This is a genomic window from Lacticaseibacillus boliensis, from assembly GCF_054784775.1.
The window spans coordinates 1-12,819 of record NZ_BAAIHN010000012.1 but is presented as its reverse complement, the minus strand read 5'-3'; the positions used below and the strand labels follow the sequence as shown (position 1 = coordinate 12,819).

At 54.4% G+C, this 12,819-nt stretch carries 10 protein-coding genes; all 10 read left to right on the top strand.

Annotated elements, in window-relative coordinates; all coding sequences use genetic code 11:
• Positions 1–260 precede the first annotated feature (260 nt).
• Positions 261–1,154 carry a hypothetical protein gene (locus ACYVRB_RS06745; RefSeq protein WP_461214338.1) on the top strand — a complete coding sequence of 298 codons (894 nt, stop codon included), beginning with the start codon at positions 261–263 and terminating at the stop codon, positions 1,152–1,154.
• 351 nt (positions 1,155–1,505) lie between these two features.
• Entirely contained in the window at positions 1,506–4,148 is a 2,643-nt protein-coding gene (alaS, locus tag ACYVRB_RS06740; RefSeq protein ID WP_461214337.1) for an alanine--tRNA ligase, read from the top strand.
• 115 nt (positions 4,149–4,263) lie between these two features.
• Positions 4,264–4,524, top strand: a complete 261-nt coding sequence (locus tag ACYVRB_RS06735) for an IreB family regulatory phosphoprotein (protein ID WP_461214336.1) — start codon at positions 4,264–4,266, stop codon at positions 4,522–4,524.
• The gene (ruvX, locus tag ACYVRB_RS06730) at positions 4,524–4,958 is read left to right on the top strand and encodes a Holliday junction resolvase RuvX (RefSeq protein WP_461214334.1); all 435 of its coding nucleotides are present in this window, start codon (positions 4,524–4,526) and stop codon (positions 4,956–4,958) included. Before ACYVRB_RS06735 ends, ruvX begins: the two co-directional genes overlap by 1 nt.
• Before the next feature lie 42 nt (positions 4,959–5,000).
• Positions 5,001–5,312, top strand: a complete 312-nt coding sequence (locus ACYVRB_RS06725) for a DUF1292 domain-containing protein (protein ID WP_461214332.1) — start codon at positions 5,001–5,003, stop codon at positions 5,310–5,312.
• Between the two features lie 195 nt (positions 5,313–5,507).
• On the top strand, positions 5,508–5,753 hold the full coding sequence (locus tag ACYVRB_RS06720; RefSeq protein ID WP_461214331.1) for a cell division protein ZapA: 246 nt from the start codon (positions 5,508–5,510) through the stop codon (positions 5,751–5,753).
• Entirely contained in the window at positions 5,753–6,292 is a 540-nt protein-coding gene (locus ACYVRB_RS06715; protein WP_461214330.1) for a CvpA family protein, read from the top strand. Before ACYVRB_RS06720 ends, ACYVRB_RS06715 begins: the two co-directional genes overlap by 1 nt.
• A gap of 81 nt (positions 6,293–6,373) precedes the next feature.
• The gene (locus ACYVRB_RS06710; protein WP_461214329.1) at positions 6,374–8,728 is read left to right on the top strand and encodes an endonuclease MutS2; all 2,355 of its coding nucleotides are present in this window, start codon (positions 6,374–6,376) and stop codon (positions 8,726–8,728) included.
• A gap of 86 nt (positions 8,729–8,814) precedes the next feature.
• A complete protein-coding gene (gene trxA, locus ACYVRB_RS06705; RefSeq protein ID WP_461214328.1) occupies positions 8,815–9,126 on the top strand; it encodes a thioredoxin in 312 nt (103 codons plus the stop codon).
• A gap of 419 nt (positions 9,127–9,545) precedes the next feature.
• A partial coding sequence (locus ACYVRB_RS06700) for an Ig-like domain-containing protein (RefSeq protein ID WP_461214327.1) occupies positions 9,546–12,819 on the top strand: 3,274 nt, incomplete at its 3' end.

Genomic DNA, 12,819 nt, shown 5'->3' with positions numbered 1-12,819 from the left:
ATGGGTGCAAGTCTGCTTGGGTGCGTGATGGCTTTGCCATCGCGTGACCGAGAAGGCTTACACGCAATGCCGTTGCCTGGTGTAGCTTGATAAAGTAAGAGCGGAACCGAGCGGGTTTAGGGCTGTGTGTAAGCGAGTCTGGGCGCGTGATGGCTTTGCCGTCGCGTGACCAGAATTGCTTACACGCAAGCCCGTTGCCTGGCGAAGCTTGATAAGTCAGTGCGCAGTCGTAGGTCGCAACCAAAAACGGAGGCAAATCGATGGTCAATACAGAGTTGTTGTTGCCGGAGTGGTCGGGCTTGAAGCCTGATCGGCGGCGGTTTATCTTTGAACAGCTGACGCGGTATTTTCTGAGTCCTTTGTTGTCGGTAGATACACTGAAGCCGGTGAGTGTTGACTATTTCGGCCAGACGCTCAACACGTTTGACGCGCTGATCGGCGGTGAGTGGTTGCGGTTCATTCCCGGCCAACAAGACGTGACGCTCGGGGTCGATCCGCAAGCGTCAACGGTTGCCGGGGTGCTGGCCAAACTGCCGGCAGGGAAATTCAGCCCCAAGCGGACGGTGATGATCCCGCCGATGCTGGTCGCGCGACAAACCGTACCGGTACAAGAAGAGGTGATCGGGCAGATCAACCTGTTGACGCAGGTGTTCAAGGGCAATCATTTTGCCTATGTGCCTTATAAGCCAACGGTGTTGTCGCTGTTGCGGCCGCAAGTCACCAGTGTCGACCCGACGGCCCAACCGACATGGGCGCCGGTGTTAAGTAGCGGCCAGGTGATTTTGCGCCAGGCCAGTGCGCATCATTATCAGGTACGCCTGCGCCATGATTGGGACGCTAAGGCGCTCCAAAAAGCGCTCGGCGGGTTTGGTTTCACGCTGGCTAACGAAGACCAATACGAGTATTTGCAAGGTGGTGGCCTGCCGCAACTGTTTCCGTGGGGGAATCAGCTGCTCGAGCCGCTACCGGCCTACCTCCCGAATCGCTTCGGGCTGACGATCTCGACCAAGGAAACGCGGCCGGAGTTGCTGCTGACCGCACCGGACAAGCGCGACGAATCGCCGTTGAGTTGGGCGCCGGCTTACCGGGCCCAACAAGCGGCCGCGTTCGACGCGCATGTCTATCGCAAGGTCGCCGTCGTCAGTTTGGATTAAGCTCTCAAAACATCGTCGGCAAAGACGGTGTTTTTTTATTGCGCCGGCCGGCGGGTGAATTGACGTTGACACGCCTTGTTCGGATTCGTATAATTAGCAATCGTTAGGACATGCTAGACGTTCGGCTAACCATACAGAAAGCGACGTGTTGTTGAGAAGTCGCGGCCCGCACGGACTGGTGCTCCCTGATGCATAACTGAACACGTTAATGAAGAGGTAAACGATGAACATCGTTGCAAACAAGGTGGTACCGCGCGCAAGCGTCCTTGAATTGCAGCGGTGTTTTTATTGTTGCAAAAGCATCGGGGTACCACGCATCGTTATCAAGATCGTTTTATATAGGAGGAAACCATGAAACAATTATCCAGTGCCGAGATCCGGCAGATGTTTCTCGACTTTTTCAAATCCAAGGGCCACGCGGTGGAACCTTCCGCTAGCCTGATCCCGGTCGATGACCCGACCTTGTTGTGGATCAACTCCGGGGTGGCAACGCTGAAGAAGTATTTCGACGGCTCTGTTGTGCCGAAGAACCCTCGGATCACCAACGCCCAGAAATCCATCCGGACCAACGATATCGAAAACGTCGGCAAAACCGCGCGGCACCTGACCTTTTTTGAAATGCTCGGGAACTTCTCGGTCGGCGATTACTTCAAAGAAGAAGTGATTCCGTGGGCTTGGGAATTCTTGACGTCTGACAAGTGGCTGGGGCTGGATAAAGACAAGCTGTACGTCACGGTTTACCCCAAGGACACCGAGGCTCGCCGCATCTGGCATGAAGTCGTCGGCTTGGCCGACGAGCGGATCTTCGACGTCGAAGACAACTTCTGGGATATCGGCGAAGGCCCTTGTGGCCCGGACTCCGAGATCTTCTTTGATCGCGGCCAAAGCTTCAACGACATCGCCGAAGACGATCCGGAAAACTATCCTGGCGGCGAAAACGAACGCTACGAAGAAATCTGGAACCTGGTCTTTTCTGAATTCAATCACCTGCCAGACGGCCGTTACGTTGAACAGCCGCACAAAAACATTGATACCGGGATGGGTTTGGAACGGTTGGTTTCGGTCATCCAAGGTACCCGTACGAACTTCGAAACCGACTTGTTCATGCCGATCATCGAAAAAACCGAGACCTTGTCTGCCGGCAAGAAGTACAACGCCAACGCCAAAGACGATGTGTCGTTCAAGATCATCGCAGACCACGCCCGCACGGTCACGTTTGCGATCGGCGATGGCGCCTTGCCGTCTAACGAAGGCCGCGGCTACGTGCTGCGCCGCCTGATCCGGCGCGCCGTGTTGAACGGCAAGAAGCTGGGCATCGAAGCCGACTTCTTGTATCAGCTGGTGCCAGTCGTTGGCGAGATCATGAAGAGCTACTACCCAGAAGTCTTGCAGAACCAAGAATTCATCCAAAAGGTCATCCGTTCTGAAGAAGCCCGCTTCCGCGAAACCCTCGATGCCGGCGTCGCCTTGCTCAACCAGACGATCGCCGACCTCAAGCACAACGGTGAAACTGTTGTGCCTGGCGCCACGGCCTTCAAACTATTTGATACCTTCGGCTTCCCAGTCGAAATGACCCAAGAGCTCGCTGAAGACGACGGCTTGACCGTCGATATGGACGGCTACAAGGCCAACATGCAGGCGCAGCGCGAACGCGCCCGGGCCGCGCGTGGGGATGCGCAATCCATGGGCAGCCAAGACAAGCTGTTGATGGGCATCGAAACGCCAAGTCAATTCACCGGCTGGACTGACACCGAAGACCAGGCGGTGTTGAAAGACCTGATCGTCGACGACGCCTTGGTCGATCAAGCAACCGCCGGCGTGGCGCAGCTGATTTTCGACCAGACCCCGTTTTATGCTGAGATGGGTGGCCAAGTCGCCGACCACGGCGAGATCGTTGCCGATGACGGCGCGGTCGTTGCCAAAGTCACCGATGTGCAACACGCCCCGAACGGTCAAAACCTCCACACCGTCGACGTCGAAGGCACGCTGAAAAAAGGCGTCACCTACACACTGAAGGTGGACTTAGAGCGGCGCAAGAAGGTCTCCATGAACCACACCGCAACGCATTTGCTGGACACGGCGCTGCGGCTGGTCTTAGGCGACCACACGCATCAGGCCGGGTCGTTGGTCGAACCCGACTACCTGCGGTTTGACTTCACCAACTTCGGGCAAGTGACCGATGCGCAACTGGCCCAGATCGAAAAGATCGTCAACACCCAGATCTGGCGCGCTTTGCCGATCACGTGGAAAGAGATGCCGCTGGAAGACGCCAAAAAAGAAGGCGCCATCGCGATGTTTGGCGACAAGTATGGCGACACGGTGCGGGTCGTGACGATCGGCGACTTCAACAAGGAATTCGATGGCGGCACCCATCCGGATAACACCAGCGCCTTAGGTCTGTTCAAGATCACCGGCGAAAGCGGGATCGGGGCCGGCGTTCGGCGGATCGAAGCCGTGACGTCTAAAGAAGCCTTCGAATACCTCAACCATCAAGAAAGCCTGCTGAACGCGGTCGCTGCCGCGGTCAAGAGCGAGCAGCTGGATTCGGTTCCGGCCAAGGTCCAAAGCATTCAAGCAGAACTCAAGGCCAGCCAAAAGCAAGTCGAGGCTTTGCAAGCCAAGTTGGCCGCGCAAGCCGCCAGCGGGTTGTTCGATTCCGCCGAACAAGTTGGCGATTACACCTTGATCAAGGCCGAGCTGAAGGTCGCAGGGATGAACGAGCTGCGCCAGTTGGCCGATCAATGGAAAGAAAAAGGTTCCTCTGATGTTTTGGTCTTGGCGACCGAAGCCAAAGGCAAGGCCAACTTGTTGGCCGCCGTCAGCAAAGCCGCCATGCAAAAAGGCATCAAAGCCGGCGACATCATCAAAGCCATCGCGCCTAAAGTGCAAGGCGGCGGCGGTGGCCGGCCAGATATGGCCCAAGCCGGCGGCAAGAATCCGGCTGGCATCAAAGACGCGTTGGCAGAAGCCGTCAACGTGTTGGCGGCCAAGTAAGTCGGCACGCGAGTTGACCTTGATAACGCTTGCGAAATCAGTGCGGGACGATTGTACTTTGCCGATTTTTCAAGTAGAATGATAGGTGAACTTGGACAGAATAGAGGTGTTAGGAATGAGCACATTAGATCAAACCGTCCACTTTGATTTTCACGATAACGACCCGAAGAACGTTCACGAAACATTAGAAACCGTTTATAACTCACTTGAGGAAAAAGGGTATAACCCGATCAACCAGATCGTGGGTTACTTGATCTCAGGCGATCCGGCGTATATTCCGCGGTATAAAGATGCCCGTAACCTAATTCGGAAGCACGAGCGTGACGAGATCATCGAGGAGCTTGTTCGTAACTATCTGGGCAAGGTGAAAGACTGATGCGCCTGATGGGACTTGATGTGGGTTCTCGCACGGTCGGTGTGGCCATCAGCGATCCTTTTGGCTGGACGGCACAAGGCCTTGAGATCATCCGGATCAACGAAGATAAGGGGCAATTCGGCCTCGATCGCGTCGGCGAAATCGTGCAACAATACGAAGTCACAGGCTTCGTGTGTGGCTTGCCGAAGAATATGAACAATACCTTGGGTCCGCGTGCGGAAAAGTCTCAAGAATATGGTAAGATGCTTGAAGAACGTTTTGGCTTGCCTGTCGACTTTACCGACGAGCGGTTGACCACGGTGGAAGCATCGCGAATGCTGATCGAAGAAGCCGATGCCAGCCGCAAGCGTCAAAAGCAAGTGATCGACAAGCTTGCCGCGCAGATGATCCTACAGAACTATCTTGACCAACACGGCCGTTTGACCAAAGGCTAAGACGACACGATGCGTGGCCAACACGCAGCTAAGGAGGCAATTATGGCAGATCAAGAGAACGTCCACCCAGGCGACGATGAACAACTGATCACCCTGGTCGATGACAAGGGTAACGAAGAATTATACCAAGTCTTGTTCACCTTTGATTCTGAAGATTACGGTAAGAGTTACGTTTTGCTTTATCCGCAAAGCGCAAGCGACGACGAAGAAGTCGAGATCCAAGCCTTCTCCTTCACGCCAGATGCCAACGGCGATGCCAGCCAAGGCGACTTATACCCGATCGAAGACGATGACGAATGGGACATGGTCGAAGAGGTATTGAATACCTTCTTGGATGACGAAGACGCTGAATAATCACCAATTGAATGATTAGGCTGAGACCATGATGGTTTTGGCCGCCACACGAGCACCTCTGTGACCTGACCACTTTGGTTGGGAGACAGAGGCGTTTGTGCGTTTAGGGCATGACGCCTGCAGGCTCGGCGGTGCTTTTGCATTCCAGATTTTCATGGTAGAATGAGTTGGTATAGCATAAGGAGGCTGGGCAATTTGGCAGAACAAAAGCGGCGTTTCAAAGCCGAGATAGCAGGGAAAACCTACACGATCATCGGTCCTGGAACGCCCGAGCACTTCCAAGCAACGACCGCGTTACTTAACAATCAGCTTGCCCAGATTCAAAAGCTTGCGCCAGAATTGTCGCTGCAAGACGCGGCGGTGTTATTGGCTTTTAACGCCGTCTCCGATCAGGTCAAGGCGCAGGCGGCTCAATTGGCAAAAGAACAAGAGGACAAGTAATGTTATCGTTGATCGTTATCGTCGCCTTGGCATATTATTGCTATTCAGGCGCGCGGCGGGGAATGTGGCTACAGCTCATCCATGTCGTCGGGTACATTCTCAGTTTAGGCTTGGCATGGCTCACCTATAAGCCGTTGAGCGCCTTCATGACGCAGTGGGTGCCGTATCCAAGTGCGACTGAGCAGAGTAAATTCGTTTTTTTCACCCATCAAGTCGGGTTGACGTTGGATAGTGCGTTTTATCGCGGCGTCGCGTTTGTGTTCGTGCTGGCGCTAGGCTGGCTGGCAACGCGCTTTGTCGCGATGTGGTTCCACGATCTGACCTACAAGACCGCAGATGACCGCCTGAGCAAGTGGCTCGGCGGGGCGATGAATTTTCTCATGGGGTACCTGTTTATCTTCTTGATCTTGTATCTGCTCGCCTTGATCCCGGTCACAGGCATCCAAGATATGTTGGCAAATTCCGCGGTTGCTGGCGCGATCGTGCGGTTTACCCCAGGGTTGACGGCCTTGTTCACACATCTGTGGATCGTGGCGTAATCATGATGATAACGGCGAATCGACGGTGATTATCCCGCGATTTCGCCGTTTCTTTTGTGCCAACGGAATAATGGAGGAAACATGAACAGTAAAATTCTGACCACCTTGGAGTACGGCAAGATCCGCTCGGTGCTTCAAGGACTGGTGAATACCGCGGCCGGCGGCGAGCTGGTCGCCAAGCTGCAACCCAGCAGCGACCCTGAATGGGTGCAAAACGCGCTGGATGAAACCGCAGACGGGGCGTCGATCCTGCGCCTGGCCGGCGGCATTCCGGTGCCGCAGCTGGACAATATCAACTCGGCGCTGCGGCGCGTCGACATCGGCGCGATGCTCAACGGGCGCGAGCTGGCCCACCTCGGCCGCGTGCTGCGCACCGTCAGCGCCGTCGATAAGTTTTTGAATGACCTCAACGAGCGCCTGGAATTGCGGCGAGTGTATGATCTGCAAAAGCAGCTCACCGCCTTGCCGGCCCTCGAACGGCGCTTGAACACCGCCGTGGATGAAGACGGACAGCTGACCGATGAAGCCAGCCCGGAACTCCATGGCATCCGCCAGGCGATCAAGCGTCTGGAAGGCGAGATCCGCTCGCGGATGGAAAACTACACCCACGGCAACTCCAGCAAGTACCTGTCTGATCCGATCATCACCATCCGCGACGACCGCTATGTGATCCCGGTCAAGGCCGAGTATCGCGGCCAGTTCGGCGGGGTCGTCCACGACCAGTCGGCTTCCGGGCAGACGCTGTTCATCGAACCGCAAGCAATCGTCGAGATGAACAACCGCCTGCGCCAGGCACAACTGGAAGAACAAGCCGAAATCGAGCGGCTGCTGGCAGCGTTGACCGGTGAAGTGGCGCCTTACACGCGCGAGTTGAGCGCCAACAACCAAGTGCTCGGCCATTTTGACTTCATCAACGCCAAGGCCAAATACGCCAAGCAACTCAAGGCCACCGAGCCTGACGTCAGCGCCGCCAACCATGTCGACTTGATCCAGGCCCGCCATCCGCTGATCGATCCGCACAAGGTCGTGCCTAACACGATCACGATCGGGGCAGATTATCAGGCCATCGTCGTCACCGGCCCGAACACCGGTGGGAAAACAATCACGCTCAAAACGCTGGGCCTGTTGCAGCTGATGGGCCAGTCCGGGCTGTTTATCCCAGCCGATGCTGGCTCTGTCATCGGCGTGTACTCGAATGTTTTTGCCGACATCGGTGATGAACAGTCGATCGAACAAAGCCTGTCGACGTTCAGCTCGCACATGAAAACGATCGTCGGGATCTTGGATGCGATGGATGACCACGCACTGGTCTTGTTCGATGAACTCGGTGCCGGCACCGATCCGCAAGAAGGGGCGGCCCTGGCGATCGCGATCCTCGATGCCGTCGGCGCGTCTGGTGCCCATGTGGTGGCGTCGACCCATTATCCGGAGCTGAAGCTTTACGGCTACAACACCCCGGGGACGATCAACGCCTCGATGGAATTCGATTCCGCGACCCTGCAGCCGACCTACCGGCTTTTGATCGGGGTGCCGGGACGCTCTAACGCGTTTGATATCTCGCAGCGCTTGGGATTGGATCCAACGATCGTCAGCGCGGCCAAGAGCTTGATCAACGATGACTCCCATGACCTCAACAACATGATCTCTGATCTGGAATCGCAGCGCAAAGCCGCAGAAACCGAGTATCTGGAAACCCGCCGGCAACTCGACGAAGCCCAGAAGCTGCACGATGATCTGCGCAAGGCCTACGAAGAATTCTTCACCGAGCGCGAACGCCAGCTGGACAAGGCCAAAGATGACGCCAACTTGATCGTCGATAAGGCCCAGAAGAAGGCCGACAAGATCATCAAGAACCTGCGCCAGATGCAGATGGAAAACCAAGGTAACGTCAAAGAAAATCGTCTGATCGAAGCCAAGACCGAGCTGAAGAACCTCCATCAAGAAAAGGCCCAACCGAAAAACCGCATCTTGCGCCAGGCCAAAAACAAACAGGCCTTGCACCGCGGCGATTCCGTGAAGGTGCTGTCTTATGATCAAACCGGTGAGCTGCTCAAGCAAGTCGACGACAAGCATTGGGAAGTCCAGATGGGCATCATCCGCATGAAAGTCGCGACCAAAGAATTGCAGAAGGTCCAAGCGGAAAAGCCGCAAGAACCCAAGCGCCGCGTGACCGTCGTCAAAGGCGCCACCGGCCCGGGCACGAAGCTCGATCTGCGCGGCCAGCGCTATGAAGAGGCGATGACCAACCTCGATCAATATATCGATGCCGCCTTGTTGGCCGGCTATGCCCAAGTGACGATCGTCCATGGCCTGGGGACCGGCGCGATCCGCAACGGCGTCACGCAGTATCTGCAACGCAATCGCCAGGTCAAAAAATTCGGCTTTGCCCCGCAAAACGCCGGTGGCTCAGGCGCGACGATCGTGCAGTTCAAGTAGCCAATTTAGATTGTTAGCAATCGAGTGGCATTCCGCACGCCAACGTGGTATGATGTAGTTACAAAAAGTAAGAGGAGGAACTCTCAATGGTTCAAGCAGTTACCGATCAGAATTTTGAAACCGAGACCGCAACCGGCGTGACGCTCACCGATTTTTGGGCGACATGGTGTGGTCCTTGTAAGATGCAAAGCCCCGTTGTTGATGCCTTAGAAAGCAGCCGTGACGATGTGAAGTTCGTGAAGATGGATGTCGACGCGAACCCGAACACCCCACAATCTTTCGGCATCATGGCGATCCCGACCTTGCTGGTTAAAAAAGATGGCGACGTGGTCGAAAAGATTGTCGGCTATCACACCAAGGATCAACTCAACGAGATTCTCGATAAGTACACCAAGTAACAAACTTAATCAGCCCTGTTGACAACCTGTCGACAGGGCTTTTTTTGTGGGTGAATAACACAACGGTAGTCATTTAATCACACGAATATTCGGTTAAATGACATTAAGACTCGAAGGCGACCGGTTAATTGCCGCGTACAGGCATTAGGAACATACTGGCTTTTTTAATTAAAATGCCATCTGTGTCTCGAAATTACGTATTCGCACGCGGGACGTTGATATGCGTTGCAAGTAATCAGAGATGTTTTTACAAAATATTACTAATTCAAAAATAACATAGCTTTTTTCTTGTATATGATATTCGCATTAAAATATATCTAATATAATTTTTGTCATGAGCTGTTCATTGATGATCAAGGGGTAGATCCTTTTTACCCGCTCATAACTGGTGTGATTTTATATACGAGGAGGGTTTTTGAATGTTTGGAAAGGGTAAGCGAAGTGGTACCTTGCGCTTAGAAACCGATCGTAAGCAAAGGTACAAGATGTACAAATCAGGAAAAATGTGGGCAATCGCCGGATTGGTAACCACATATTTTACTGTGTTGGCAATCGGCCAAGGCAATCTTGTTCATGCGGACACGAATTCTTCTTCACAAATCAGCGTGAGCCAGGTTCTACAGGCCACACAGGCGAGTGGCCAAGCCGCGACACCTGCGGCTGCAAGCCAAGAGACACCAGCGGCAACCACAACCCAACAATCCGCGCCTGCAGCCGCAGCGACAACGCAAGCGGCACCTGCACAACAAGCACCAGCCGCACAGCAGGTCAACGGTGCGCCTAAGAGCGATCCTGTGGCACCGACGCTGGCTCAGCCGACCAAGACGTTCCAAGATGGCAAGGCCATCTTGGAAGGAAGCGCAGAAGCAGGTGCCACAATCACCGCAGAGGCTAATGGTCAAGAAGAAGGTAGTACGACCGTCACCTCAACGGGTACTTATCGCATCACGGTTAAAGCTGGCGAACAGGTGACATTAACGGAAACAACCGTCGATGGCCAAACTGCCACTGTCACCGTTGATATTCCAGCCGCACCAGCAGCTGATCAGCCTAACACCAATCCTGACGACTTGAACGCCACCACCACTGATGCCACTGGTGGGGTCAAAGATCAGCTGAACAATGGTGGCGGTTTGGCGCAAGGGGCGCTGTTTAACGATACCGCCCAAGGTGCTGATAACACGGCCACTCCGAACTTAGGGGACCAAAAGACGGCTGAAGCCGCCGTAACGGCAGCTAACAAGCAAGAAGCCGAAAAGAAAGACTCCGGTTACGTGAAGACCGCCTCTAGCGAAGAGCAGGACCCGGCTAACAACGACGACTGGGATGAAGGCATCATCACGGTCGACGGGACGGTTGTCAGCGGGCCTGTGCCAAAGCCTGCGACCGATTTTTACAGTAACCAGGGTGCACTGTCTTCAGCATACACAGATCATGACATGGATGGCACCGAAACGATCGTTGATACGCCGCGTTTTGTCGATCTGCATTCACAGATCAGCAACACCGGGATCGCCGGGCGCTTGATCGGTGGCGATACGGCGAACTCCGCGGTCTTCAAAGTTGCGGAAGATTTACGCGATCTGAAGGTTGGAACATGGACCGTGGTTTCTGTTTCTAACGCCGGCGTCACCGTGCGCAACGATAATACCGGTGAATTTTATGCGATCACCGATAACAGCAACAACACCACGACGCTGAAAGTCGGCGATAAGATCGACGGCAAAGCGGTTGTTCATACCCTCTATACTGGGGGCATCATTGAAAATGTCTCTGATTTCATCACGACCACCATTGGCCAATTGCTTACTGTTCCAGAACAGATCGCCAATGCAGCAGCTTCAGGTGTCGGTGGCGTTTTGGCCAGCGCAATGCAAACGGTTACTAAAGATGATGCCTACGCTGAAGGCTTGGCTGCGGCTAAAGCTGCGGTTGACAACGACGTCGCGATGGAACATTACTTGATGGATAATGGGGTGCGAATCAGTACGCTTGAAGACGTCAAGCAAGAAGGCAATGTGCTGACCGTAACCAATGATACTAACGCTGCCGATGCGATCGGTAACATGGTATCCGGCTTCTTCCAAGGTTGGGTCAACGATATCAAAGACTATGGCTTGGCTTTCTTTGGATTATTGCCGGGTGATGACGGTAGCACAGCACTGGGTAAAATTCCGCTAGTCGGATCGGTTGCGGAAGGCATGGCTAAGCCAATGTTAGACGGTATTTTGAAGGGCATTGATGACCTTCCCGTCAAGATTATTCAGGAAGTCAAGGATGCGCTTACGGGTGCTGTCGATACTGCAGGGGATGCTAGTTTTGGCGCTTCGCAAAGCGTCGTTGTGCCGATCAGCTTCAACGATCCCGACTTCAAGCAATCGATCTTGACCGAAGACATGGATCCGGCGTTTGCAGACGGTAAGTTCAAGGCAGAAACAATCGGCGTCAGTGCCAACCTTTTCCGGCAAACCGATGACACCACGCCTGATTACACCACCTCGACCACGATTGCATACCAAATCGTCAATAAGACGGCTTTGGATCAATACGTGACTGAGATTCAAAAAGATCCAGCACTGACCACCAAGGCTGGCGATGATTTGCAGACGGCGCTTTATATCTTACAAGATCAAGATCCAGCTACCGAGGGCAAGAGTGCCAAGACTGCATCGCAAAAAGATGTTGATGGCATCGTCAAGAAACTGGAAGATAAACTAGAAACAGTTCCTGAACTGACTTCAGCAGACATCACCGGAGACGCTACCAAGGGCTACACGGTTACCGGCGAAGGAACCAAGGGTGCCGATGTCATGATCACTGATCCTGCGGGCAACATTGTCGGCCAGGGCAAGATCGGGGATGATGGTAAGTACTCAATACCAGTCGATGCATCCGTACCTGCTGGGACAATCTTGACAGTTACGCCAAGCCTCAAGGGGCTGACGAACGTGCCAGTAAGTGGGGAAACAAAGACGGTAACCGTACCAACGGTAGAGATGAAGTCTGAGACGCCAACTGACGTCACCGCAACAGGTCAAGAAGACGGCAGCACGGAAGTCACGGGTACAGGGACGCCAGGCGCCACTGTCGAAGTGAAGAATCCGGATGGCAAAGTGGTAGGGACAGGTACTGTCGGCGACGACGGTAAGTTCGATGTCACCGTGCCAAAGGACAAGGCAAAGCCAGGCGTTCCGCTGTCTGTGACCCAAACGGAACCAGGCAAGGATCCAAGCGACGCGACGACCGTAACTGTGACGGCGCCAGAACAGACGAAGTCTGAAACGCCAACCGGTGTCGCCGCAACAGGGCAAGAAGACGGCAGCACGGAAGTCACGGGTACAGGAACGCCAGGCGCCACTGTCGAAGTGAAGAATCCGGATGGCAAAGTGGTAGGAACTGGTACCGTTGGTGACGATGGTAAGTTCGATGTCACCGTGCCAAAAGACGATGCAAAACCAGGGGTTCCGCTGTCCGTGACCCAAACGGAACCAGGTAAGGATCCAAGCGACGCGACGACCGTAACTGTAACAACGCCAGAACAGACGAAGTCTGAAACACCAACCGGCGTTACCGCAACAGGTCAAGAAGACGGCAGCACGGAAGTCACGGGTACAGGGACGCCAGGCGCCACTGTCGAAGTGAAGAATCCGGATGGCAAAGTGGTAGGGACTGGTACCGTTGGTGACGATGGTA

Coding starts and splice junctions, on each gene's coding strand:
- alaS (WP_461214337.1), top strand. CDS start 1,506: ATGAAACAATTATCCAGTGCCGAGATCCGGCAGATGTTTCTCGACTTT.
- ACYVRB_RS06745 (WP_461214338.1), top strand. CDS start 261: ATGGTCAATACAGAGTTGTTGTTGCCGGAGTGGTCGGGCTTGAAGCCT.
- ACYVRB_RS06725 (WP_461214332.1), top strand. CDS start 5,001: ATGGCAGATCAAGAGAACGTCCACCCAGGCGACGATGAACAACTGATC.
- ruvX (WP_461214334.1), top strand. CDS start 4,524: ATGCGCCTGATGGGACTTGATGTGGGTTCTCGCACGGTCGGTGTGGCC.
- ACYVRB_RS06710 (WP_461214329.1), top strand. CDS start 6,374: ATGAACAGTAAAATTCTGACCACCTTGGAGTACGGCAAGATCCGCTCG.
- trxA (WP_461214328.1), top strand. CDS start 8,815: ATGGTTCAAGCAGTTACCGATCAGAATTTTGAAACCGAGACCGCAACC.
- ACYVRB_RS06735 (WP_461214336.1), top strand. CDS start 4,264: ATGAGCACATTAGATCAAACCGTCCACTTTGATTTTCACGATAACGAC.
- ACYVRB_RS06715 (WP_461214330.1), top strand. CDS start 5,753: ATGTTATCGTTGATCGTTATCGTCGCCTTGGCATATTATTGCTATTCA.